This is a genomic window from Mesorhizobium sp. WSM4310, assembly GCF_007003935.1.
Classification (GTDB): Bacteria; Pseudomonadota; Alphaproteobacteria; order Rhizobiales; family Rhizobiaceae; genus Mesorhizobium.
On record NZ_VFTA01000008.1, the window covers coordinates 85,285 to 109,353 of the forward strand.

A 24,069-nucleotide genomic window follows, 5' to 3' on the forward strand; every position below is an offset into this window, starting at 1 on the left:
AAACAGGCGGTAACCGTTGGCGCGAAAGCGTCAGGCGGCGGTGGTTATCCGGACCACGAACAGCGTCGTATCCCGCGCCGGCTCAACCCTCAGAAGAGAAGTCTCCGGCCCGATCAGCAGCGTGTCGAGCGGCCCGAGGCGAATTGACCCGGCCTCGGGGAAAACAGCTTCGCCCTTGTGGCAAAGGATGAGGGTCGAACCGGCCCGGGTCGCGATGTCCACAGGCCGTGAAATCGCCAAGCGCTCGACCGAATGCAGCGTGCGGCCGCGGCGCGTCATGACGTTGAGGTCGGTGATCGGGCCGGCGATCAGCGCGGCACTGGTCGGCAGGTCTGCTGGAAAGGCAAAAGGCGCGGAAGCCGGCGTCAGCCGCACGGCGGGCCGGCCGGCGACATCGAGCACGACGCCATCGCCTTCCAGCACCGACAGCGTGCGGTCTATGCCGGCAAAGCTGGAGAACGGCCCGCTGCCCTCGACGCGGGCCATCGACACGCGCCAGTCGAATTCGTCAAGGCCGGCGCCGTCGGGCGAGACAGCGATTTCGGTCGTCGTGCCGCCGCCGTTCTTCCACGGCATGACGCGGTAGTCGGCGGCACGAAGAATGCGCATGATTTCAGCCTATCAGCCGAGAATGCCGGGCAAATTGAGCTGGTGCTCCTTGGCGCACTCGATGGCGATGTCGTAGCCGGCATCGGCGTGGCGCATCACGCCGGTCGCCGGATCGTTCCACAGCACGCGCTCCAGGCGCCTGGCGGCGTCCTGCGTACCGTCGGCGACGATGACCATGCCGGCATGCTGGGAAAAACCCATGCCGACGCCGCCACCATGATGCAGCGACACCCAGGTGGCGCCCGACGCGGTGTTGAGCAGCGCATTGAGCAGCGGCCAGTCGGACACGGCGTCCGAGCCGTCCTTCATCGCCTCCGTCTCGCGGTTCGGTGAGGCGACCGAGCCGGAATCGAGGTGATCGCGGCCGATGACGACCGGCGCCTTGAGTTCGCCCTTGGCCACCATCTCGTTGAAGGCGAGGCCCAGCCGATGGCGGTCGCCGAGACCGACCCAGCAGATGCGCGCCGGCAGGCCCTGGAACGAGATGCGCTTGCGCGCCATGTCGAGCCAATTGTGCAGATGGGTGTTGCCCGGCGTGAGTTCGCGTACCTTGGCGTCGGTCTTGTAGATATCCTCGGGATCGCCGGAGAGCGCGGCCCAGCGGAACGGACCAATGCCGCGGCAGAACAGCGGGCGAATATAGGCCGGCACGAAGCCTGGGAAGGCAAAGGCGTTCTCAAACCCTTCTTCCTTGGCGACCTGCCGGATGTTGTTGCCGTAATCCAGCGTCGGCACGCCCGCGTTCCAGAACGCCACCATCGCCTCGACGTGTTCGCGCATGGACGCGCGAGCCGCCTTCTCGACCGCCTTCGGGTCGCTGACGCGCTTCTCGCGCCATTCGGCCATCGTCCAGCCCTTCGGCAGATAACCGTTGATGGGGTCGTGGGCCGAGGTCTGGTCGGTAACCATATCGGGGCGTATGCCGCGCCTGAACATTTCCGGCACGATCTCTGCCGCATTGCCGAGCAGGCCGACGGACTTCGCCTCGCCGGCCTTGGTCCAGCGCTCGATCATCTCCATTGCCTCGTCGAGCGTCTCGGCCCTCTCGTCGACATAGCGGGTGCGCAGGCGGAAATCGATGGAGTCCGGGTTGCACTCGATGGCCAGGCAGCAGGCGCCGGCCATGACGGCGGCCAGCGGCTGGGCGCCGCCCATGCCGCCGAGGCCGCCGGTCAGGATCCATTTGCCCTTGAGATTGCCGCCATAGTGCTGACGGCCGGCCTCGACGAAGGTCTCGTAGGTGCCCTGCACGATGCCCTGCGTGCCGATGTAGATCCACGAGCCGGCCGTCATCTGGCCGTACATCATCAGGCCCTTTTTATCGAGGTCGTTGAATTTATCCCAGGTCGCCCAGTGCGGCACCAGGTTGGAGTTGGCGATCAGCACGCGCGGCGCATCCGCGTGGGTGCGGAACACGCCGACCGGCTTGCCCGACTGCACCAGCAGCGTCTCTTCCTCGCCAAGCGTCTTCAGCGAGGCGACGATGCGGTCGAAATCGTTCCAGGTGCGTGCCGCGCGGCCGATGCCGCCATAGACGACCAGTTCGTTGGGGTTCTCGGCGACATCGGGGTCGAGATTGTTCATCAGCATGCGCAGCGGCGCTTCGGTCGTCCAATAGCGGGCGTTGAGCTTGTCGCCGCGCGGCGCTCGCACTTCGCGGATGTTGTGGCGAGGGTTGTTCATCATTGTCCCTTTCAGCAAGACGGGCGACGCGTCAGCGCCTTGCCCAGTCGATCGCGGTTTCGAGGATGGTCTTCAGCGTCGCTCGGATCGGCGCTGCATAGGTGGGGTCATAAGGGACCGGCCAGTTCTCCGGCGACCCCTTCTGCGACGGCTCGCGCATGTAGCCACGGTTGGAGAGCTCCATCTGCAGCGCATGAACACCGTTCTGCGGCTGGCCGAAGCCGCGGGTGATCGAGCCGCCCTTGAAGCGGCCGTTGACCACCCAGGTCTCGCCGGTCGCGGCGAGGATGGCGGCGACCTTGTCCTGAAGAACGGGATCGGTGCTCTTGCCGTCATTGGTGCCGAGATTGAAGACCGGCAGCGTGCCTTCGAACAGGCGCGGCAGCACCGAGCGGATCGAATGGCAGTCGTAGAGCACGATCTTTTCATGCATGCCGCGCAGGCGTTCGATCTCGGCCTGCAAGGCGGCATGATAGGGCTTGAAATAGCTCTCGCGACGCTGATCAATCTCGGATGGGGTCGGTTCCTCGCCCATGCGATAAAGCGGATCGCCGTCAAATGTGTCGGTCGGGCAAAGCGTGGTCGTGGTCTGCCCGGGATAAAGCGAAACGCCTGACGGGTCGCGATTGACGTCGATCACGGTGCGCGAAATGGCGGTGTGCACGACGGTTGCGCCGAGGTCGTTGGCGAAGTCATAGAGCTTGTCGATCCACCAGTCGCAATCGCGGCGGCCGAGCCAGGGCGACACCAGCCGGGGTTCGAGGCCAGCGAGGTCGATGCCAGTGTGCGGGATCGACACCAGCAGCGGTGCTGTGCCTCGGCTGACGGTGAGCCAGGGTGTGGCGGCCATCACGCCGTTCCCGCAATCGACGGCAGCGCCACCGCGCCGGCAGCCCTGACGGTCGCGCCGCTGCGCACCATGGCGATTGCCTTTTCCATATCGGGGTGGAAGTGGCGGTCATTGTCGAGATGCGGCACTTCGGCCCGGACCAGCTTGCGCACCGCTTCCAGCGCAGCGCTCGACGCCAGCGGCTGGTGGAAATCGCAGCCTTGCGCGGCGGCCAGCAATTCGATGCCGATCACCGCGGTGGCGTTCTCGACCATGCCGATCAGCCGGCGCGCGCCGTGCGCGGCCATCGAGACGTGGTCTTCCTGGTTGGCCGAGGTCGGGATCGAATCGACGCTGGCCGGATAGGCCTTCTGCTTGTTTTCCGAAACGAGTGCGGCCGCCGTCACCTGCGGGATCATGAAGCCGGAATTGAGGCCGGGCTTGGGCGTCAGGAAGGCCGGCATGCCGGACAGCGCCGGATCGACCAGCATGGCGATGCGGCGTTCCGACAGCGAGCCGATCTCGCAGACGGCCAACGCGATCATGTCAGCGGCGAAAGCCACCGGCTCAGCGTGGAAATTGCCGCCGGAGAGCGCCGTGTCATCCTCGGCGAAGATCAGCGGATTGTCGGTCACGCCATTGGCTTCGGTGCCGAGCGTATCGGCAGCCTTGCGCAACACGTCGAGGGCGGCGCCCATGACCTGCGGCTGGCAGCGCAGGCAATAGGGATCCTGCACGCGCTCGTCACCGACACGGTGCGATTCGCGGATGACACTGCCGGCCATCAGATTGCGCAGCGCCTCCGCCGTCTCGATCTGACCTCGATGCTTGCGCAGTAGATGAATGCGCGGATCGAAAGGCGCATCGGAACCCTTGGCGGCATCGGTCGACAGCGCGCCGGCAACCAGCGCCGACTGGTAGAGCACTTCGGCTTCGAACAAAGCGGCGAGCGCGTAGGCGGTCGAAAACTGCGTGCCGTTGAGCAGCGCCAAGCCTTCCTTGGCGCCCAGCGTCACGGGCTCGAGGCCGTGCGAGACGAAGGCGACCTTGGCCGGGAACCGGCCATGCGGGGTAAAGCATTCGCCGACGCCGATCATCACCGCCGTCATGTGCGACAGCGGTGCGAGATCGCCGGACGCGCCGACGGAGCCTTGCGCCGGCACCACCGGGATGACGTCGTTGGCGAGCATCGCTTCCAGCAAATTGATGGTTTCGGGGCGCACGCCGGAGGCGCCCTGCGCCAGGCTGGCAAGTTTCAGCGCCATCATCAGCCGGGCAATTGCAACCGGCATCGGCTCGCCGACGCCGGCGGCGTGCGACAGCACGATGTTGCGCTGCAAGGTCTCGAGGTCGCCGGCGGGAATGCGCACGCTGGCCAGTTTGCCGAAGCCGGTGTTGATGCCGTAGACCGGCTCCCCTTTGGCGACGATCCTGGCGACAGCCTCGGCGCTCGCCTTGATTTTTGGACGACAGGCCTCATCCAGCTTCGGCACGGCGCCACGGTAGATGGCGCGCCAGTCGGCCAGCGTCGCATTGCCGGGCTTCAGGGTCAGTTCGGTCATTGTCCTCTCCAGATGCGGGCATGCAGCGGGTTGAAGCCCATGCGGTAAACGAGTTCGGCGGGGCGCTCGATGTCCCAGATCGCCAGGTCGGCGGATTTGCCGGATTCCAGCGTGCCGGCCTTGTCGAGAAGGCCAAGCGCCCGCGCGGCCTCGCGGGTGACGCCGGCAAGGCATTCATCGACGGTCAAGCCAAAGAGCGTTGCCGCCATATTCATGGTGAGCAACAGCGAGGTGAGCGGCGAAGTACCGGGATTGCTGTCCGTCGCCACCGCCATCTTCACACCATGGCGGCGGAACAGCTCGACAGGCGGCTTCTTGGTCTCGCGGATGAAGTAATAGGCGCCAGGCAGGATCGTCGCCACCGTGCCGGCCTTCGCCATCGCGGCAGCGCCTGCCTCGTCGGTGTATTCGAGATGATCCGCCGACAACGCACCATAGCTGGCGGCAAGCGCGGCGCCGTGCAGATTCGAAAGCTGGTCGGCATGGAGTTTCACCGGCAGCCCAAGCGCTTTCGCCTTGTCGAAGACGCGCGCCATCTGCTCCGGCGAAAAGGCGATGCCCTCGCAAAAACCATCGACGGCATCGGCAAGTTTCTCAGCGGCGACGTCCGGCAGGATCGTGCCGGCGACGAGATCGATGAAGGCGTCCTTGTCACCATGGGCTTCGGGCGGCAGCGCGTGCGCGGCAAGGCACGTCGTGCGGACGGTGACGGGGCGCTCATTGGCTAGCCGGCGGGCGGCACGCAATGACTTCTTCTCATTGTCGAGATCGAGGCCGTAGCCCGATTTGACCTCGACCGTCGTGACACCTTCGGCCATCAGCGCATCGAGGCGCGGCAGCGTCTGGGCAACGAGCTCATCCTCGCTAGCCGCGCGCAGCGACTTGACCGAAGACACAATGCCGCCGCCGGCGCGGGCGACTTCCTCATAGGTGGCACCTGCCAGCCGCATCTCGAATTCGTTGGCACGGTTGCCGGCATAGACAAGATGCGTGTGGCAATCGATCAGGCCCGGCGTGATCCAGCGGCCCTCGCAATCGACGGTCTCGGCGCCCTGCCCCGCCGAAGCCGGCATGTCCGCTTCGGCGCCCGCATAAACAATGAGACCATCGCGCGCGGCGATCGCGCCTTTCTCGACAATGCCGAGAACAGCCACACCGTCGGCCATGGTCGCCAGGCGCGCATTGCGCCAGACACGAAGGCCGCTCTTCCCGTTTGCTCCACCCATCATCTTTTCCATTTGAAAGGATGGCAATTATGTATATACATATTGGAACGCGACGCAAGTGGTCTCGTCGCCCGGGCATGCAGATTTGGAGACAGACGTGACGGTGATCTTTGCGGAACAGGCGCTGCTGCCGAAGGGCTGGCAAGGCAATGTCAGGATCACGCTCGATGGCGGCCGCATCGCCTCTGTCGAAGCGACCGCCATTCCGCAGGCCGGCGACGAGCGCTGCGCCATTCTCGTGCCCGGCATGCCGAATCTGCACAGCCACGCCTTCCAGCGCGGCATGGCCGGCCTGGCTGAGCTTCGCGGCCCCTCCGCCGACAGTTTCTGGAGCTGGCGCGAGGTTATGTACCGCTTCGCGCTGTCGATGACGCCCGATCAGGTCGAGGCGGTCGCCGCGCAGCTCTATGTCGAGATGCTGGAGGCCGGTTTTTCCCGCGTCGGCGAATTTCACTATCTGCACCACGACCGCGACGGAAACCCTTACGCCAATCTTGCCGAGATGGCCGAGCGCATCGCCGCCGCCGCCGGCGAAACGGGCATCGGCCTGACGCTGCTGCCGGTGTTTTACGCGCACTCCTCTTTCGGCGGAGCGGCTCCGAACGAAGGCCAAAGGCGATTCATCAACGATGTGAATCGGTTCTCCCGGCTTGTTGAGAAGTCCAGCGAATCGGTTCGCGCGTTGAATCAGGCTGTCGTTGGCGTCGCCCCGCATAGTCTGCGCGCCGCCACACCGGAGGAATTGACCCAAGTTGCTGCTTTGGCGCCGAATGGGCCGATCCACATCCACGTCGCCGAACAGGTGAAGGAGGTCGAGGACTGCCTCGCCTGGTCCGGCGCGCGCCCGGTCGAATTCCTGCTGGCCAAAGCCGAGGTCGACCAGCGCTGGTGCCTGATCCACGCCACGCATATGACCGATGCGGAGACGATCGCCTTGGCCAGGAGCGGCGCCATCGCCGGCCTTTGCCCGATCACCGAGGCCAATCTCGGCGACGGCACGTTTGCCGCACCGCTTTTCAGGGAGCACGGCGGCCGCTTCGGTATCGGCTCCGATTCCAACGTGCTGATCGGCCTGCCGGATGAGCTGAGGCAGCTCGAATATTCGCAGCGCCTCGCCCACCGCGCCCGCAATGTGCTGGCCGTGGCCGGTGGTTCGACCGGGCGGGCGCTGTTCGATGCCGCGCTCGATGGCGGCAGCGTTGCGCTCGGTGCCGGCGCCTCGCAGATCGCCATTGGCGGTCCGGCCGATTTCGTCTCACTCGACGCCGGCCATCCTTCGCTGGCCGGCAAGACCGGCGACGCCATCCTCGATGCCTGGATCTTCGCCAATGGCAGCACGATCGATTGCGTCTGGGTGCACGGCAAGAAGCAGGTCAGCGGCGGCAGGCATGCCAAGCGCTCGGCAATCGCCGAGCGATTCCGCAAAGTCATGACCGACCTGTCGCAGAATTGAAGCAGGACGTTTGATGAGCTTGATCGAGACAGACGATGTTGACGGCGCAGAGAGCATCTCGCTGCATCAGCGCATCCTGTCCGACATCAGGGAAAAGATCCTGTCGGGCGCCTGGGCGCCCGGACATCGCATCCCGTTCGAGCACGAACTGACGACCGAGTACAATTGCTCGCGCATGACCGTGAACAAGGCGCTGTCGCAGCTGGCCAAGGCCGGGCTGATCGAACGCCGCCGCCGCTCGGGCAGCTTCGTCCGCCGGCCGCAGTCGCAGGCAGCGGTGCTTGAATTGCACGACATCAGGATCGAGGTCGAAGCGCTTGGCCTGTCCTATCGCTACGAGCGGCTGGAACAGCTGAAGCGCCGCAGCAACGCGGAGGACAGAGCGCTGCTCGGGCTATCCGCCGCAGGGTCGGTGCTATGGGTCGAAGGCCTGCATTTTGCCGGCGAACGGCCATTCGCGCTCGAGCAGCGCCTGATCAATCTTTCCGCGGTGCCGGAAGCCGGGGACGAAGAGTTTCTGGAGATCGCCGCCGGCCCCTGGCTGATCGGCCGCGTACCATGGAGCGAGGCCGAGCACCGCATCCGTTCCATGGCCGCCGATGAGGCTATCGCCGACGCGCTCGACATCGATCCGCGCGCGCCTTGCCTGGTGGTCGAGCGCCGCACCTGGAGTGCTGAACGCCCGGTTACGCATGTGCGGTTTATCTATCCGGCGGAAAGTCACACGCTGGTGGCAAGATTCACGCCATCGCAGGGGTAAGCACCTCTTACCCTTCCCCTTGTGGCGAGGGTCGCTGCGAAGCAGCGGGGTGGGGGCGGCGCCAGCCCCCCACCCGGACCTGCGGTCCGACCTCCCCATAAGGGGGAGGTAGAAGGCCGGCCGTGCCTTAAATCGCCGCCGTAACGATAATCTCGACCAGATATTCCGGGCCGGCGAGCTTGGCTTCGCCGGTGGCGCGGGCGGGGGTGTGGCCCTGCGGCACCCACTTGTCCCATTCAGAATTCATTTCTGCGAAGGTACCCATGTCGGCCAGCCAGATGATCGCCTGGACGATCTTGGTCTTGTCGGTTCCGGCCTTGGCCAGCAATTCGTCGATGGTCATCAGGATGTCGCGGGTCTGCGAGGCGACGTTGCCTCCGGGCTCGCCGACCTGGCCGGCCAGATAGACGGTGTTGCCGTGGATGACAATCTGGCTCATGCGCGGGCCAACATCGATGCGACGAATGCTCATGGGAGGTTCCTTCCTGTTACGGGTTGCGACTGTTTAGAGTTGCGGTTCGCTTCGGGCAAGGCCGCGGGCGCCAAATCCCCTTGGACCAGTGCGCAAAGGACTCACGGCAAGTTGAGCCGCCGGTCGCAATTCCGCCCGATTGGCTTGTTGACTAATGTAATAACATCACATATCCAGTCGACCCTTGCCCGCGGCCGGACTTCGCTGCTCCACGGAACGACATGACCCAGACCTGCCTGACATTCCGTGACCTGACGCTGGGCTATAACAGCCACCCGGCTATCCACCATCTCGACGGCACGATCCGCAAGGGCTCACTGACCGCCGTTGTCGGCGCCAACGGCTCCGGCAAGTCGACGCTGATGAAGGGCATTGTCGGCGTGCTGAAGCCGATGGCCGGCGAGGTTGTTCGCGCGCCAGGCGTGCGCGCCGCCTACCTGCCGCAGCAATCGGAACTGGACCGCTCCTTCCCGGCGCGCGTCGTCGACCTGGTCTCGCTCGGCCTCTGGCCGAAGCGCGGCATGCTCGGCCGCTACACATCGGAGGATCGCGCGGCGGTCAGCCAGGCGCTGATGGCCGTCGGTCTCGGCGGCTTCGAAAAGCGGCCGATCGACACGCTGTCAGGCGGCCAGCTGCAGCGCACGCTGTTTGCCCGCGTGCTGTTGCAGGATGCCGACCTGATCCTGCTCGACGAACCATTCAATGCCGTCGATGCCAAGACGGTCGGCGACCTGATCGCCCTGATCAAGCGCTGGCACGGCGAGGAACGCACCATCATGGTCGTCGTCCATGATCTCGATCTGGTGCGGCAGAATTTTCCCGAAACCTTGCTGCTTGCCCGCCAGCCGATCGCCTGGGGCGAAACGCGCGAGACGCTGAAGCCGGAAAACCTGCTGCGAGCCCGTCGCTTCCATGAAGCCTGGGAGGAGAACGCGCCCTGGTGCGAACCGGACGAGCATGGTCATGACCATGGCCATGATCATCATGGCCACGATCACGACCATCACCATGGCGCCGGTCCGAGGGCTGCCTGATGGACGCGCTCTACGGTCTGTTCATCGCACCGTTCGCCGATTTCGGTTTCATGCAGCGGGCGCTGTTCGGCTCGCTGATGCTGTCGCTCGGCGCCTGCCCGATCGGCGTCTTCCTGATGCTGCGGCGCATGAGCCTGTCGGGCGACGCCATGGCACACGCCATCCTGCCGGGTGCGGCCGCCGGCTTCCTGTTCTACGGGCTGGAAATCCTGCCGATGACCATTGGCGGACTGATCGCCGGCATCATCGTCGCGCTCGGCGCCGGTGCCGTCTCGCGCTTCACCATACAGCGCGAGGACGCCTCGATGGCGGCCTTCTACCTGATTTCTCTGGCCATCGGCGTGCTGATGGTGTCGATCCGCGGCTCCAGCGTCGATCTCATGCATGTGCTGTTCGGCACGGTGCTGGCGCTCAACAACGAGGCGCTGACGCTGATCGGCGGCATCGTCACGGTGACGCTGGTCAGCCTCGCCATCTTCTGGCGGGCGCTGGTCGCCGAATGCCTCGATCCGCTGTTCCTGCGGTCGGTCAGCCGGATGGGCAGCCCGGTGCACTTCATCTTCCTTGGTCTGGTCGTGCTCAACCTCGTTGGCGGCTTCCAGGCGCTCGGCACGCTTCTGTCGGTCGGACTGATGATGCTGCCGGCAGCCGCCGCCCGCTTCTGGACCGTGCGCGTCGAGCCGATGTGCGTGCTGGCCGTGCTGATCGGCTTTGCCTCCTGCGTCGCCGGACTGCTTCTGTCCTATCACGCCTCGCTGCCGTCCGGCCCGGCCATCATCCTGTCGGCCGGCGTCGTCTACTTCGCCTCGATCCTGTTCGGCACGCGCGGCATTCTGCGCGCCCGCATCATCCATCACCGTCACAGAACGGCCTGATCCCCGCCCCTCGAAAGGAGTCCCCCGCCTATGCTGAGATCCATCCGTGCCGCCCTGGTGATGAGCGTTATAACATTAACTGCCTTTGGCGCATCGTCGGCTTTCGCGGCGCCGCTGAAAGTAGTCGCCAGCTTCACCGTCATTGCCGATTTCGCCAGGAATGTCGGTGGCGACCGCGTCGACATCACCACCATCGTCGGGCCGGATGGCGACGCCCATGTCTATGAGCCGAGCCCGGCCGACGCGGTCGCCATGGCCAAGGCCGATGTCGTTCTGGTCAACGGCCTGCATTTCGAGGGCTTTTTGCAACGGCTGGTCGATGCCAGCGCCACCAAGGCCTCGATCGTCACCTTGACCAAGGGCGTGACGCCAATCGACTTCAAGCCTGAATTCGCCGACGCCGATGCGGCCGAAGGTGCCGGCACCGAGGGCGGCAAGACGGTGACCGACCCGCACGCCTTCCAGTCGATCGCCAATGCCAAGATCTATGTGAAGAACATCGCCGAGGCCTTCTGCGCGGCCGACAGCGAGGGCTGCGTCAGCTACCAGACCAATGCCGCCGCCTACACCAAGAAGCTCGACGCGCTGGAAGGCGAAGTGAAGGCGGCGATCCAGTCGATCCCGGAGGCCAAGCGCGTCGTCATCTCCTCGCATGACGCCTTCGGCTATTTCGAACACGAATACGGCCTGACCTTCCTCGCCCCGCAAGGCATTTCGACCGATTCCGAACCGTCGGCCGCCGATGTCGCCAAGCTGGCCGAGCAGGTCAAGCAGCACAAGGCGGCGGCGATCTTCGTCGAAAACATCACCAACCCGCGCCTGATCGAACAGATCGCCAGCGAAACCGGCATCAAGGTGGGCGGCACGCTTTATTCGGATGCGCTGTCACAGCCTGATGGCCCGGGTTCGACCTATATCGACATGATGCACAACAACATCCGTCAGATCAAAGGTGCCATCCTCGGCAGCTGAGGAGCGCCGTTCTCCGAAAGGCAAAGGCGGTCTCTGCCTTTTTCGGCCCAGGACTTCCGGCTCGACCTGTGGCGCGGTCTGCCCGATCCGTTCCAGGACTGGACGGCTTGAGTTGGAATCTTCGCCGGAAACGTCTATCTCTGCAGAACGATTTCCGCTGGCGGATTGCCGGCTACGTCGGGGAGTGGCAAGACTCCCCGCAAATCAGATTGCGAGGATGCTGCGATGGAATACCGTGAAATCAGCGACGACTATTCGGTCTCTGGCCAGATCCAGCCCGAAGATGTCGCTGCCATCAAGGAAGCCGGTTTCAAGGCCGTCATCTGCAACCGGCCGGATGACGAGCAGCCCGGCCAGCCTTCGGCCAAAAGCATCGGATTGGCGGTCGAAGCCGCCGGTCTCGCTTTCCGCTACATCCCGGTGATCAGCGGCCAGATCACGAAAGAGAATGTCGAGGACCAGGCCGAGGCGCTGGACGAATTGGAAGGTCCGGTGTTCGCCTATTGCCGCTCCGGCGCGCGTTGCACGAATCTGTACGGGCTGATCCAGCAGTCGAAGGGCTAAATCGGCAGCGCGCCGGTCTCCTTCAGCGTCTCCAGCACGATCGCCGTCTTCACATGCTGCACGGATTCGTGCGGCAAGAGCACGCCGTTGACGAACTCCGACAGCGATTTCAGGTCGGGTGTCACCACCTTCAGTATGTAGTCCATCTCGCCGGTCAGTGCGTGCGCCTCCTGCACTTGCGGCAGCCGCGCCACCAATTCGCCGAAGCGTCGCGCATTGTCGCGGTTGTGGGTGGCCAGGGTCACCGAGATGACGTTGACCAGCGAGAAGCCGAGCTTGTCGCGGTCGAGCACTGCCCGATAACCCTTGATGAAGCCGTCCTCTTCGAGCCGCTGTCGGCGGCGCGAGCATTGCGAGGCCGACAGATTTACCCGCTCCGAGAGATCGTTGTTGGTCAATCGCGCATCGCCCTGCAGCAGCGCCATTATCTTGCGGTCAAATTGGTCAATGCGCGTCTCATCCATGGTTTTGTCTCTCAACATGCATGCTTCACGCATGAGATCATCATTTCAAGCGTTTGAATGCAAGCACCATGCGCCGGCTCCGCGCTATGATGGCTTCAGATGGCCTTTTCAGGCCAAGCCAGCTTTGGAGGAATGCCATGGGTCCCTTCCCGCACGACGCCCCGCCCGCCAAAATCAGCAAGGACAATCCTGCCGGCACCGATGGTTTCGAGTTCGTCGAATTTGCGCATCCGGAGCCGCGGAAGCTCGCCGAACTGTTCACCCGCATGGGCTATGTGGCGGTGGCCAGGCATCGTACCAAGAACATCACCGTCTGGCGCCAGGGCGACATCAACTATGTCGTCAACGCCGAGCCCGGCTCGCATGCGATGAAGTTCGCCGACAAGCACGGCCCGTGTGCCGCCTCGATGGCCTGGCGCGTGGTCGATGCCAAGCATGCGTTCGATCATGCCGTCTCGAAGGGCGCCACGCCTTACGAAGGCGCCGATAAGGCGCTCGACGTGCCGGCAATCGTCGGCATTGGCGGCTCGCTGCTCTATTTCATCGACGCCTATGGCAAGAAAGGCTCGGCTTACGACGCCGAATTCGAATGGCTCGGCGCGCGCGATCCGCGGCCGGAAGGCGTCGGCTTCTATTATCTCGACCACCTGACCCACAATGTCTATCGCGGCCAGATGGACAAGTGGTGGGATTTCTACCGCGAACTGTTCGGCTTCAAGCAGATCCATTTCTTCGACATTGACGGCAAGATCACCGGCCTGGTCAGCCGCGCCATCACCTCGCCCTGCGGCAAGATCCGCATTCCGCTCAATGAATCCAAGGACGAGACCAGCCAGATCGCCGAGTATCTGAAGAAGTACAATGGCGAGGGCATCCAGCACATCGCGGTCGGCACCGACGAGATCTATGCCGCCACCGACAAGCTGGCCGCCAACGGGCTGAAATTCATGCCGGGCCCGCCGGAGACCTATTACGACATGTCCTATGCCAGGGTGAACGGCCATGACGAGCCGATCGAGCGGATGAAGAAACACGGCATCCTGATCGACGGCGAAGGTGTGGTCGATGGCGGCATGACCAAGATTCTGCTGCAGATCTTTTCCAAAACCGTGATCGGCCCGATCTTCTTCGAATTCATCCAGAGGAAGGGCGACGAAGGTTTTGGCGAAGGCAATTTCCGCGCACTGTTCGAATCGATCGAGCAGGACCAGATCAAGCGCGGCGTGATCAAGGTGGATGGCAAGGCGGCCTGAAATCTCAAGCTCGTTTGCGGCTCGATCGGCTTTGATTTAAGTTCCGATCATAAGAGGTCGAGCCGAGAACGTCTCCATAACCGAAGCCAGGGCTAGACTGCCGGAACTCGTGAGGCGCGCGAAGGCCGGCGAGGAGATCGTGATCACCCGACGCGGCAAGCCGGTAGCGCGTCTCCTCCCGCCTCCGGTGAGGGCGTGCCTTCTGCCACGCATCGGCACCAGTTCAGCTGTTGATGGGCCGACTATTTAAGATGAAATTGGCGACTAAAGTCCCAGCCGCTCAACCTCCGCCTTCCTCAGCTTCAAATCATAATCGAGCAAAAACTCGTCCAGTTGCGGTGGCACAACCGATGTGCCGGACAGCATGGCGTGCACCTGGCCGCGGTGGTGGATGTCGTGCAGGAAGACATGGGCGAGGATGTCGCCGATCCTTTCAGGGATCATACCGTCCTCGCGCCGGTCGGTGACGACACGGCGATCGAGATCGGCTTCCGACAGGCCATCGCAGAAGGCGATCAGCCGCCGGTCCGCGGCCACCTGAGCGGCAAACAGCGGCTGCGGTTCGTCGAAGGGCGCAAAATCATCATGGGCCGCGGCGCCGACGCCGCCCTCTTCGAGAAAATCGAGATAGAGATAATCGACCGCGAGGATGTGGTTGAGAGTTGCCTTGATCGACGGGAAAAAGCTGGTGCGTTCGGCCTCGAACTCACCCGGCTTGAGCGCGAGCACGGCGCGATAGAGCCGGTCGTTCGACCACAGATTGTTGCCGGCCATGCGGCGCAGATGATCCAGAAGATTCACCGCTGAAACCTCCGTATCCCCTATCCCTGGTATTTCTCGACCTTCTGCTCGATGGCGCCGAAGATCGAATGGCCCGTACTGTCCTTCATCTCGATGCGCACGGTGTCACCAAAGCGCAGGAATGGCGTCCTGGGTTCGCCATTCTCAATGGTCTCGATCATGCGCAGTTCGGCGACGCAGGAATAGCCGGCGCCACCGGCCGAGACAGGCTTGCCCGGCCCGCCGTCGAGCTTGTTGGAAACCGTGCCCGAGCCGATGATGGTGCCTGATACCAGCGGCCTTGTGCGGGCGGCATGGACGATCAGCGCCGGAAAATCGAAGGTCATGTCGACGCCGGCATTGGCGCGGCCGAACGGCTTGCCGTTGAGGTCGGCAAGCAGCGGCAGGCTGACCTTGCCGCCGTCCCAGGCGTCGCCCAGCTCATCCGGCGTCACCGCGACCGGCGAAAAAGCCGAGGAGGGTTTTGATTGGAAAAAGCCGAACCCCTTGGCCAGTTCCGGGCCGGTGAGCGCGCGCAACGTGACATCATTGACCAACATGACCAGCCGGATCGCGGCACGCGCTTCATCAAGGCTTGCGCCCATCGGCACATCGTCGACGATGACGGCGACCTCCGCCTCCATGTCGATGCCGAAGGCTTCGTCGGCCATGCGGATCGGATCGCGCGGCGCAATGAAGGAGTCCGAGCCGCCCTGGTAGATCAGCGGGTCGGTCCAGAAGCTCGCCGGCATCTCGACGCCACGCGCTTTGCGCACCAGTTCGACATGGTTCACATAGGCGGACCCGTCGGCCCATTGATAGGCGCGCGGCAACGGCGAATGCGCGTCGTGCTCGTGAAAGCGGGCTGACGGCACCGCATTGTTCTCCAGCGATTCCGCGATTGTCGATAGGTGCGGCGCGATCCGGCGCCAATCGTCGAGCGCCGCCTGCAGCGTGCGCGCCAGGAACGAGGCATCGGTGTACTGTGTCAGGTCGCGCGACACGACGACGAGTTTCCCGTCGCGCGTCCCGTCCTTCAATGTGGCAAGCTTCATGCGTCCTCCCAATGATTATTCGTAATATTTGCCGGCATAGAGAATTCTGGCCGCGGCTTTCCAGGGATTTTCATCCGCCAGGAATCCCGGGGCATGTCTCCGATTGTCTTCGACGCAGGCGACAGCTGATTCAAGAAAAGTGGCTATCGAATTGTTTTCCCAGCCATTCCAGCTGATGTCAGGTCCCGACGGCTGCAACGCTTCCTTGCGGTCAGCATCCTCGCGGTCCTTCCACAGCGCGTCGATGAAGCGGACAAAAGACGGCAAGTCCCGCACGTCGTTGAGAAACGAGGAGATGTGCGCCCAGGATGTCTCTCCGGACTTGCGTACCTCTTCCCAAAGCTCGTCGTCGGCCATCGTTACTCCCGGAACCCCACAACAAGGCCGTCGCGGGCGATCGTCAAGTCGCCGGCCCATGTTTTCCTGACAGCAGCAAGCCAATCGGCCTCGACGATCTCGGGGTCGTCGGCGGGAATGAGGTGGTTGAGCACCAGCCTCTTCACGCCGGCATCGCTGGCGATGCGCCCTGCCTCCCCGGCAAAGCTGTGGCTGGCGAGCAGATGTTCCTTGAGCCGAGCGCCATTACCCGTTCTGGCAACCAGCCGCTCGATGCCCTCCTCCAGCATGGCTTCATGGACGAGAATGTCGGCATCCTTGGCGAAATCGGCGAGCGGTGGGAAGAAAGCCGTATCGGCGGAGAACACCACGCTTTTGCCGCCTTGGTCGAAGCGCAGGGCAAAGCAGTCAGTCACCGGCGGATGATCGACGCGAAGCGCTGAAACCTTCAGGCCGAGTTGGTCGAGCACATGGCCCTCGGCGAATTCGCTGACCGAAACCAGTTCGCGAATATCAGGCCGGCCCTCATCGACGATGCGGATTTCGATATCGAACTCTATCGCCTGACAGAAGCGCCGCCAGTAATGGCCGGTGCCGGGCGGGCCGAACACGTCGACCGGTGTCGCCAGCCCCGCCGTCCAGGCGGTGTGGACCAGCGGCCCGAGTTCCAGCACGTGGTCGGAATGCAGATGGGTGATGAAGATCAAGTCGAGCGCCTTGAGGCTGATCCCGGCATCGACCAGACCGCGCGTCACGCCGAGCCCGCAATCGACGACGATGGTCCGCCCACCGATCTCAAGCAGCGATGAGCTCGGCCACGGTCCGCCCGGCCGCAGCGCCGGGCCGCCCTTCGAGCCCAGCAGCACCAGCCGGTCCGGCATTGGCTTACCGCTCAAGACCAGTCGCCCTCGGGCGTGCCATTGAAGCGCTTCTTCAAGTCGGCCCAGCAGTCGATGTAATTGTCCTGCCGGGTTTCCAGTTCGGCGCCGTAGCGGGTCAGCATCTGCGGGAAACGTGTCTCGAACATGAAGGCCATTGTGTTGTCGAGCTTGACCGGTTTCAGCTCCGCGCGCGAGGCCTTTTCGAAGCCAGGCGCATCCGGGCCATGGGCCAGCATCAGATTGTGCAGGCTGATGCCGCCCGGAACGAAGCCTTCCTCCTTGGCATCGTACTGGCCGTGGATCAGCCCCATGAACTCGCTCATGATGTTGCGGTGATACCAGGGCGGACGGAACGTATCTTCCGCCACCAGCCAACGCGGCGGGAAGATGACGAAGTCGATGTTGGCGGTGCCTTCCTCGCCGCTCGGCGCCGTCAGCACGGTGAAGATCGATGGATCGGGGTGATCGAACAGGATGGCGCCGACCGGCGAAAACGTCGCCAGATCATATTTGTAGGGCGCGTAGTTGCCATGCCAGGCGACGACGTCGAGCGGCGAATGGCCGATCTCGGTGACGTGGAAATTGCCGCACCATTTCACGATCAGCCGGCATGGCGTTTCCTTCTCCTCGAACCAGGCGCAGGGCGTCTTGAAGTCGCGCGGGTTGGCCAGGCAATTGGCGCCGATCGGGCCGCGGTCGGGCAAGGTCAGCTTGGCGCCGTAGTTTTCGCAGACATAGCCGCGCACTTCAGCATCGACCAGTTCGACCTTGAAGACGAGGCCGCGCGGCAGCACGGCGATCTCGCCGGGCCGAAGCTCGATGACACCCATTTCGGTGATCAGACGCAAGGCACCGACCTGCGGGACAACCAGCAACTCGCCATCGGCGTTGAAGAAATGATCGTCGACCATCGATGTGTTGGCGACATAGACATGGGCCGCCATGCCGGTCTGCCCGAGCACGTCGCCGGCCGTGGTGATGCTGCGCATGCCCTTGATGAAATCGGTCGGCTCCTTCGGCATCGGCACCGGGTTCCAGCGATACTGGCCAAGCGCCAATTCGTGATCGCCGACATTCGGCGCTGTCTTCCACAGGGGATAGGTCGCCGCCTTGAAACGGCCGGTGTGCTTGACGCTCGGCCGGATGCGGTAGAGCCAGGAGCGCTCATTGGTGCCGCGGGGAGCGGTGAAGGGTGAACCGGAAAGCTGCTCGGCATAGAGGCCGTAGGCCGGCCGCTGCGGCGAGTTCCGGCCTTGCGGCAGTGAGCCGGGTAGTGTCTCGGTCTCAAAATCGTTGCCGAAACCCGGCATGTAGGAAAAGGCCATCCGATCCTCCCTGATCTCGGCTCCAAGCTTCACAAAGCCAAGTCTGCCGGTGATATTGACCAAACTGGTTTCATTTGTAACCATCGAAAATGTAACTATCAACGGCCACGGCACGTCATGGAACCCGACATTCTCGAGCTGGAAAGCTTCCTGCCCTACCGTCTCTACCGGCTTGCCGATGCCGTCAGCCGCGAATTCTCCAGGATTTACCGGGATCGCCACGGCCTGACGCGACCGGAGTGGCGCACGCTTTCAGGCCTCGGCCAGTGCGGCACGATGACCGCGACCGAGCTCGGCGAGCAGTCGGCCATGCATAAGACCAAGGTCTCGCGCGCGGTGGCCGAGCTCGAGCGGCGGCGCTGGCTGACGCGCACGCCTGACGAAAATGATCGCCGGGTCGAGCACCTTGCACTGACCAAAGCGGGGCTTGCCGCCTACCGCGAGATGGTGCCGCTGGCGATAGCGTTCGAGCGGGAGTTGCTGGGTCGACTGGGTGCAGAGGAACGTGCGGCCATTGTGAGCGGCGTGACGGCGCTGGAGGCAAAGTTGACCCCCGAGCAAGGCATAGGCCCACGCCGGGCACCGCCTGTCGATCAATCTTAGAACTAGATTCCAACGTTGGTCGGCAATGCCCCTAGCTTGAAATAGGCGCGCTCCGCTTCGATCATGCCCAGTACATGGCTTCGGAACCGCACCGGGTCGTCAACGACAGCTAGGAGCGACCGCACCTTCGAAGCCGCGTGTCTTCGAACGCTTTTAAACAGCCGACTTGCCGATTCAAAGTCACCAGCCAAGCCTGCCGCTACCCCGGCGTGGAAAGCTGCCCATTCGCCGTACGCGCCCGGTCGCAATTCATTCAAGAGGATCGTCGCAGTCGCCTGCACAGAAGGAAACGTCAGTCGGTGAAACTGATCGATTTCGACTGCCTTCTTGGCCATGTGATCGACCGCGAGCAGAAACCGTGCCGGGCTCTGGAACTGAGCGAAGTCTCCAATGCGCTCAGCGCGATCGAAGGTAAGTGTTTCTGGGAGCGAACCCCAGAGCCAGTGAACGGCTACGTTCAGGTAAGAGCCTTTCGACCAAGAGCTGGGTTGGAACTCGACTACGCTTAGCCAGAAGCCACGGTCAGCCATCCAGATCCGTGACTGACCCTTTCGCCGAAATCCGGCGGGCTGCAATACGGTCTTTGCCTGCGAGGCGATGATACGTCCGTGCTCGTTTTCCGCCATATTGGCCCCCCACAAGCAACCGGCTTAGCGCCTACCAATCCATCACCACCTTGCCCGAACTGCCGCTCCGCATCGCATCGAAACCCGTCTGGAAATCGTCGATGCCGATGCGGTGCGTGATCAGGCCGGTCACGTCGAGCGGGCCTTGCACCAGCGCGATCATCTTGTACCAGGTCTCGAACATTTCGCGGCCATAGATGCCTTTGAGATGCAGCATCTTGAAGATGACCTTGTTCCAGTCGATCTCGAAGCCCGTCGGCGCAATGCCCAGAATGGCGATCTTGCCGCCATTGTTCATGGTGTCGATCATGTCGCGGAAGGCGGGGGCAGCGCCCGACATTTCCAGGCCGATGTCAAAGCCCTCGGTCATGCCGAGGGCCGGCATGACGTCGCGCAGCTTTTCCTTCGAGGCGTCGACGACATGCTGGACGCCGAGCTTTTTCGCCAGCGCCAGGCGCACCGGGTTGATGTCGGTGATGACCACTTTTCGCGCGCCCACGCATTGGGCGACGAGCGCGCCCATGATGCCGATCGGCCCCGCGCCGGTGACCAGCACATCCTCGCCGACAAGATCGAAGGACAGTGCCGTATGCACCGCATTGCCCAGGGGGTCGAAGATCGCCGCGATCTCGTCCGGCACGTCGTCGGGGATCGGCACGACATTGTGCTGCGGGATCGCCAGATATTCGCCGAAGGCGCCGGGACGATTGACGCCGACGCCGAGCGTGTTGCGGCACAGATGCCCTCGCCCCGCGCGGCAGTTGCGGCAGTGGCCGCAGACGATGTGGCCCTCGCCCGAGACGCGCTGGCCGACCTTGTATTCGGTGACCGCGGCGCCGAAATCCGCCACCGTGCCGACAAACTCATGGCCGGTCACCATCGGCACCGGCACTGTCTTCTGTGCCCACTGGTCCCAATTGTAGATATGCACGTCGGTGCCGCAGATCGCCGTCTTCTTCACTTTGATCAGCACGTCGTTGGGGCCGATCTCCGGCACCGGCACCTCTTCCATCCAGATGCCTGGTTCGGCCTTGGCCTTTACCAGCGCCTTCATCATGTTCGACATTCTTTTGTCCCTTGAATCTCTTGATCCGGAATCGCTTTTCGGCGCTGGCCGCTCACGAAATCACGCCCAGCTCCCTGCCGACCGCGCCGAAGGCCTCGACCGCCCTGTCGATATCGGCACTGGAATGCGCCGCCGACATCTGCGTGCGGATACGCGCCTGGCCTTTCGGCACCACCGGGAAGGAAAAGCCGATGACATAGATGCCGCGCTTCAGCATGCGCGCCGCCATCTCCTGCGCCAGCGTCGCATCGCCCAGCATCACCGGAATGATAGGATGGTCGGCCCCGGCGAGCGTGAAGCCGAGTTTGCCCATCTGCGACCTGAACCGCGCCGCATTGGCATAGAGGCGCTCGCGCAAGGCGTCGCCATTGCGGATCAGCTCGAACACCTTGATCGAGGCGCCGGCGATCGCCGGCATCAGCGTGTTGGAGAACAGATAGGGTCGCGAGCGCTGGCGCAGCCAGTCGACCACTTGCCTCTTGCCCGAGGTGTAGCCGCCCGAAGCGCCGCCGAGCGCCTTGCCCAGCGTACCGGTGATGATGTCCACCCTGCCCTCGACGCCGCAATGCTCAGCCGAGCCGCGGCCTTGTCTGCCGACGAAGCCGACAGCGTGGCTGTCGTCGACCATGACCATCGCATCGTATTTGTCGGCGAGGTCGCAGACGCCCTTCAGGTTGGCGATGATGCCGTCCATCGAAAACACGCCATCGGTGGCGATCAGCCTAAAGCGGCAATCCCTGGCTTCCTTCAGCCGCGCCTCGAGATCGGCCATGTCGTTGTTGGCATAACGGAAACGCTTGGCCTTCGACAACCGGACGCCATCGATGATCGAGGCATGGTTCAGCGCATCCGAGATGATCGCGTCTTCCTCGCCAAGCAGCGTCTCGAACAAGCCACCATTGGCGTCGAAGCAGGAGCCATAGAGGATGGTGTCTTCCAGGCCAAGGAAGGATGAGATCGTCGCTTCGAGCTCCTTGTGTTCCTCCTGCGTGCCGCAGATGAAGCGCACCGACGCCATACCGTAGCCATAGCGGTCCAGAGCCTGCGCGGCCGCCTTTCGCAGGTCGGCGCTATCGGCGAGGCCGAGATAGTTGTTGGCGCAGAAGTTCAGCACCTTCTCGCCGCTGACCTCGATCTGCGCCGACTGCATCGAGGAAATCACCCGCTCGGACTTGTAGAGGCCGGCCGATTTGAGCCCGGCAAGCTCGCTGTCGATATGGGAGAGAAATGCTGCGGTCATGATCGGGCCTCGTTTGACGTGGCCAGACTGTCGTCCGGCCCGCGCAAAAAATCCATCGCAAAAGCGACCGGATGGGGTGGCCGGGCAGCATCGGATGAGACGCACGGGTACAGCCCAGGCCACCAGTTGGGAACACTCGCGCCAACCAATGTTCAAATGCGGGCCGGCGGCGAAAGGAGCCGATAACCATTTCGCGATCTTTCCGCATCTTCCCCTTGCCGTCAGGCTGTCGGTTTCCAGTCCTGTTAACGTTTGCGGCTCAATGGTGGTCATACAGGAATCCGTTGGCAAAAGGGCCGCCCCCGAACATGTCGCAGCAGCCGGTGCAAACCGTTTCAGGCAAGCTCATATTGCTGATCAAGGCCGGCTATTGGCTGGCGCTGCTGATCATTGCGGCCATGGTGGCGGCGTCCTTCGTCTTGCTGCAGCAGACGATGGCCACGCAGCAGCACAACAACACCTTGCTCGACATTGTCGGCACGCAGAAGACCTTGTCGCAGCGCATCGTCTTCCTGGCCGGTGCAACCGGTGCCGCCTCGCGCGACAAGCGGCCGGCATTGGTCAGCGCACTGAAGCAGGCCACCGCCGAGTTCGAGACCAATTACGATCTGCTGCTCGAGCAGACCGGTGCGGATCCGCAATCGCCGGCCAAGTTCGATGCGAAGTCGATCGAGAGCGTGCTTTTCGCCAAACCCTTCCATCTCGATTATTTCTCGGTCGGGCTGATCGCCAATGGCGACCGCCTGATCTCAGCCCTTGAATCGCAACTCAATCTCGACAATGACGGCTACAAAGGCAGCGCAGAACGCGTCAACCTCGATGCCTCGGTCGCCAACGCCACCTTGTCGGGCTATGCCGCGCTCGGACAGCGCATCAGCGCCGATGCCGACGAGCGCTCCGAAAAGCTGCTCGCGCTCCACCGCACATTGTTCTACGCCACCCTCGGCGTCATCCTGCTGGTGGCGCTGTTCATCTTCAGGCCGATGTCCAACGCGATCCTGCGCAAGACACGTGAACTGGTCGATGCGCGCAATTCGATGGCCTTCATCGCGGTCCATGACGGCCTGACCGGCCTGCACAACCGCACCTTCCTGACCGATCATTTCGACACGCTGATCAAGGGCGCGCACCGCCGGCGCGAACGGCTGGCGGTGGTCCAGCTCGACCTCGACCGCTTCAAGCAGATCAACGATACGCTCGGCCACGCCGCCGGCGACTATGTCCTGGTCGTCACAGCCCAGCGCATGCGCGATTCCTGCCGGGCGTCCGATCTGTGCGCGCGGCTCGGTGGTGACGAATTCGTGATGATCCTCAACGGAGCGGGCAGCACCGAGGACATCAACATGCTGGCGCGGCGCATCCTGGCGCACATCAACGAGCCGATCGTCTTCCAGGGCACCACCATCCTTCCGGGCGCAAGCGGCGGCATCGCCGTCTATCCGATCGACGCCGACAACGCGCAGGACCTGCTCGTCCATGCCGATCTGGCGCTATACTCCGCCAAGAAAATGGGCGGCGGCAACTTCTCGTTCTTCTCGGAGGAGTTGCGCCGCGAGCTCGACTACCGCAAGCAGCTCGAACACGACATCAAGGTCGCCATCTCCGAGCGGGCATTCCAGGTTTATTTCCAGCCGCAGGTTTCCTTGACCGACGGCACGATCAGCGGCATCGAGGCCCTGGTGCGATGGAACCATCACGAGCGCGGCATGATCTCGCCGGGCGAATTCATTCCGGTCGCCGAGAAATGCGGCTTCATGCCGGAGATCGGCCGCATCGTCATCAGCAAGGCGATCAACGAAGCCGCCGAATGGAACCGCGCCGGGATTGCCTTCGGACGGCTTGCCGTCAATGTCTCGGGCACCGAGCTGCGCGAGCACGATTTCGATGCGTTTCTGTTCGAGACGCTGGAAAAGGCCGGACTGCCGCCGCAGAAACTGTCGCTGGAAATCGTCGAATCCGTCATTCTCGACGATGAGAAGACAGGCATCGCGGCGAAACTGCGTCACATCAGGGCAGCCGGGGTCCACCTGGAACTCGATGATTTCGGCACCGGCTATGCGTCGCTCAGCCACGTCAATCCCAATGAAATCGACCGGCTCAAGATCGATCGCCGGTTCGTCCAGAATATCCATGAGAACGGCGACAACTCGAAGATCGTGCGCGCCATCACCGAGCTTGCCCGGGGGCTGGGCATCTCCATCGTCGCCGAGGGTGCTGAAACCGAGGCCGAACTCGACTCGCTGATGGCGATCGGCTGCGACCAGGTACAGGGCTATTCCATCGCCTTTCCGATGCCGCAAGACAAGGCGCTGGAATGGCTGACCGCCCGCATGCCGAAGAAGGCGAAACTGCGGGTCTTGCAGGGAAGCCTGGCGTAACTGCCCGCCTTGACAACCAGCCG

25 protein-coding genes are annotated in these 24,069 nt (G+C 63.4%); 10 read left to right on the top strand and 15 right to left on the bottom strand.

What is annotated here, in order from left to right:
• Positions 1-30: 30 nt before the first annotated feature.
• Genes FJV80_RS11435 through hutI form a run of 5 tightly spaced genes read right to left on the bottom strand, consistent with a single transcriptional unit; the run spans position 31 to position 5,909 of the window.
• A complete protein-coding gene (locus FJV80_RS11435; protein WP_142876398.1) occupies positions 31-609 on the bottom strand; it encodes a HutD family protein in 579 nt (192 codons plus the stop codon).
• A 12-nt stretch (positions 610-621) separates the two neighbouring features.
• Positions 622-2,295 carry a urocanate hydratase gene (gene hutU / locus FJV80_RS11440; RefSeq protein WP_185975182.1) on the bottom strand — a complete coding sequence of 558 codons (1,674 nt, stop codon included), beginning with the start codon at positions 2,293-2,295 and terminating at the stop codon, positions 622-624.
• Positions 2,296-2,323: 28 nt separating this feature from the next.
• Positions 2,324-3,142: an N-formylglutamate deformylase gene (gene hutG, locus FJV80_RS11445; protein ID WP_095791634.1), complete on the bottom strand. Its 819-nt coding sequence runs from the start codon at positions 3,140-3,142 to the stop codon at positions 2,324-2,326.
• Positions 3,142-4,683, bottom strand: a complete 1,542-nt coding sequence (gene hutH, locus FJV80_RS11450; RefSeq protein WP_095791635.1) for a histidine ammonia-lyase — start codon at positions 4,681-4,683, stop codon at positions 3,142-3,144. The genes hutG and hutH overlap by 1 nt, the downstream gene beginning before the upstream one ends.
• Positions 4,680-5,909 carry an imidazolonepropionase gene (hutI, locus tag FJV80_RS11455; protein WP_185975183.1) on the bottom strand — a complete coding sequence of 410 codons (1,230 nt, stop codon included), beginning with the start codon at positions 5,907-5,909 and terminating at the stop codon, positions 4,680-4,682. Before hutI ends, hutH begins: the two co-directional genes overlap by 4 nt.
• Before the next feature lie 97 nt (positions 5,910-6,006).
• On the opposite strand from hutI, the gene FJV80_RS11460 reads away from it, so the two are divergent.
• Positions 6,007-7,362 carry a formimidoylglutamate deiminase gene (locus FJV80_RS11460; protein WP_095770496.1) on the top strand — a complete coding sequence of 452 codons (1,356 nt, stop codon included), beginning with the start codon at positions 6,007-6,009 and terminating at the stop codon, positions 7,360-7,362.
• Between the two features lie 13 nt (positions 7,363-7,375).
• Positions 7,376-8,122: a histidine utilization repressor gene (gene hutC / locus FJV80_RS11465; protein ID WP_095770497.1), complete on the top strand. Its 747-nt coding sequence runs from the start codon at positions 7,376-7,378 to the stop codon at positions 8,120-8,122.
• Between the two features lie 127 nt (positions 8,123-8,249).
• On the opposite strand, the gene FJV80_RS11470 is transcribed toward hutC, so the two are convergent.
• The gene (locus FJV80_RS11470; RefSeq protein WP_095770498.1) at positions 8,250-8,594 is read right to left on the bottom strand and encodes a RidA family protein; all 345 of its coding nucleotides are present in this window, start codon (positions 8,592-8,594) and stop codon (positions 8,250-8,252) included.
• Between the two features lie 221 nt (positions 8,595-8,815).
• Here FJV80_RS11470 and aztA point away from each other — a divergent pair, with 221 nt between their 5' ends.
• The 4 genes from aztA (at position 8,816) to FJV80_RS11490 (ending at position 12,039) form a co-directional block, all read left to right on the top strand.
• Complete coding sequence (gene aztA / locus FJV80_RS11475; RefSeq protein ID WP_142876401.1) at positions 8,816-9,628, top strand: zinc ABC transporter ATP-binding protein AztA; 813 nt, start codon at positions 8,816-8,818, stop codon at positions 9,626-9,628.
• Positions 9,628-10,503 carry a zinc ABC transporter permease AztB gene (aztB, locus tag FJV80_RS11480; protein ID WP_142876402.1) on the top strand — a complete coding sequence of 292 codons (876 nt, stop codon included), beginning with the start codon at positions 9,628-9,630 and terminating at the stop codon, positions 10,501-10,503. Before aztA ends, aztB begins: the two co-directional genes overlap by 1 nt.
• Positions 10,504-10,533: 30 nt before the next feature.
• Positions 10,534-11,475, top strand: a complete 942-nt coding sequence (aztC, locus tag FJV80_RS11485; RefSeq protein WP_142876403.1) for a zinc ABC transporter substrate-binding protein AztC — start codon at positions 10,534-10,536, stop codon at positions 11,473-11,475.
• Between the two features lie 225 nt (positions 11,476-11,700).
• Positions 11,701-12,039, top strand: coding sequence for a TIGR01244 family sulfur transferase (locus FJV80_RS11490; protein ID WP_142876404.1), 339 nt, complete (start codon positions 11,701-11,703; stop codon positions 12,037-12,039).
• Here the strand turns inward: FJV80_RS11490 and FJV80_RS11495 are convergent.
• The gene (locus FJV80_RS11495) at positions 12,036-12,503 is read right to left on the bottom strand and encodes an Lrp/AsnC family transcriptional regulator (protein WP_095791639.1); all 468 of its coding nucleotides are present in this window, start codon (positions 12,501-12,503) and stop codon (positions 12,036-12,038) included. The two genes, FJV80_RS11490 and FJV80_RS11495, sit on opposite strands and share 4 nt — an antisense overlap.
• Positions 12,504-12,640: 137 nt before the next feature.
• Between FJV80_RS11495 and hppD the strand changes: the two genes are divergently transcribed.
• Together hppD and FJV80_RS11505 are read left to right on the top strand one after the other, a co-directional pair.
• Positions 12,641-13,756: a 4-hydroxyphenylpyruvate dioxygenase gene (gene hppD / locus FJV80_RS11500; RefSeq protein ID WP_142876405.1), complete on the top strand. Its 1,116-nt coding sequence runs from the start codon at positions 12,641-12,643 to the stop codon at positions 13,754-13,756.
• A 76-nt stretch (positions 13,757-13,832) separates the two neighbouring features.
• Positions 13,833-14,006 carry a type II toxin-antitoxin system prevent-host-death family antitoxin gene (locus FJV80_RS11505; protein ID WP_280951023.1) on the top strand — a complete coding sequence of 58 codons (174 nt, stop codon included), beginning with the start codon at positions 13,833-13,835 and terminating at the stop codon, positions 14,004-14,006.
• Positions 14,007-14,020: 14 nt separating this feature from the next.
• On the opposite strand, the gene FJV80_RS11510 is transcribed toward FJV80_RS11505, so the two are convergent.
• Genes FJV80_RS11510 through hmgA form a run of 5 tightly spaced genes read right to left on the bottom strand, consistent with a single transcriptional unit; the run spans position 14,021 to position 18,133 of the window.
• Positions 14,021-14,557 carry a DinB family protein gene (locus tag FJV80_RS11510; protein WP_095770505.1) on the bottom strand — a complete coding sequence of 179 codons (537 nt, stop codon included), beginning with the start codon at positions 14,555-14,557 and terminating at the stop codon, positions 14,021-14,023.
• 20 nt (positions 14,558-14,577) lie between these two features.
• Complete coding sequence (locus FJV80_RS11515) at positions 14,578-15,591, bottom strand: fumarylacetoacetate hydrolase family protein (RefSeq protein ID WP_095770506.1); 1,014 nt, start codon at positions 15,589-15,591, stop codon at positions 14,578-14,580.
• Positions 15,592-15,606: 15 nt separating this feature from the next.
• Complete coding sequence (locus FJV80_RS11520) at positions 15,607-15,948, bottom strand: hypothetical protein (protein WP_142876406.1); 342 nt, start codon at positions 15,946-15,948, stop codon at positions 15,607-15,609.
• A gap of 2 nt (positions 15,949-15,950) precedes the next feature.
• Positions 15,951-16,808, bottom strand: a complete 858-nt coding sequence (locus FJV80_RS11525) for an MBL fold metallo-hydrolase (RefSeq protein ID WP_185975189.1) — start codon at positions 16,806-16,808, stop codon at positions 15,951-15,953.
• A gap of 11 nt (positions 16,809-16,819) precedes the next feature.
• Entirely contained in the window at positions 16,820-18,133 is a 1,314-nt protein-coding gene (gene hmgA / locus FJV80_RS11530) for a homogentisate 1,2-dioxygenase (protein ID WP_095770907.1), read from the bottom strand.
• Positions 18,134-18,250: 117 nt separating this feature from the next.
• On the opposite strand from hmgA, the gene FJV80_RS11535 reads away from it, so the two are divergent.
• Positions 18,251-18,736, top strand: a complete 486-nt coding sequence (locus tag FJV80_RS11535; protein WP_142876408.1) for a MarR family transcriptional regulator — start codon at positions 18,251-18,253, stop codon at positions 18,734-18,736.
• Positions 18,737-18,738: 2 nt separating this feature from the next.
• Here FJV80_RS11535 and FJV80_RS11540 read toward each other — a convergent pair whose 3' ends face one another.
• The 3 genes from FJV80_RS11540 to FJV80_RS11550 are packed head-to-tail and all read right to left on the bottom strand — an operon-like array spanning position 18,739 to position 21,668.
• The gene (locus FJV80_RS11540; RefSeq protein ID WP_142876409.1) at positions 18,739-19,362 is read right to left on the bottom strand and encodes a DUF4304 domain-containing protein; all 624 of its coding nucleotides are present in this window, start codon (positions 19,360-19,362) and stop codon (positions 18,739-18,741) included.
• Positions 19,363-19,393: 31 nt separating this feature from the next.
• Entirely contained in the window at positions 19,394-20,428 is a 1,035-nt protein-coding gene (tdh, locus tag FJV80_RS11545; protein ID WP_095770509.1) for an L-threonine 3-dehydrogenase, read from the bottom strand.
• A gap of 52 nt (positions 20,429-20,480) precedes the next feature.
• Entirely contained in the window at positions 20,481-21,668 is a 1,188-nt protein-coding gene (locus FJV80_RS11550) for a glycine C-acetyltransferase (protein ID WP_142876410.1), read from the bottom strand.
• A 308-nt stretch (positions 21,669-21,976) separates the two neighbouring features.
• Here FJV80_RS11550 and FJV80_RS11555 point away from each other — a divergent pair, with 308 nt between their 5' ends.
• Positions 21,977-24,046 (top strand): EAL domain-containing protein, encoded by a 2,070-nt coding sequence (locus tag FJV80_RS11555; protein WP_095770511.1) that lies wholly within the window; start codon positions 21,977-21,979, stop codon positions 24,044-24,046.
• Positions 24,047-24,069 lie beyond the last annotated feature (23 nt).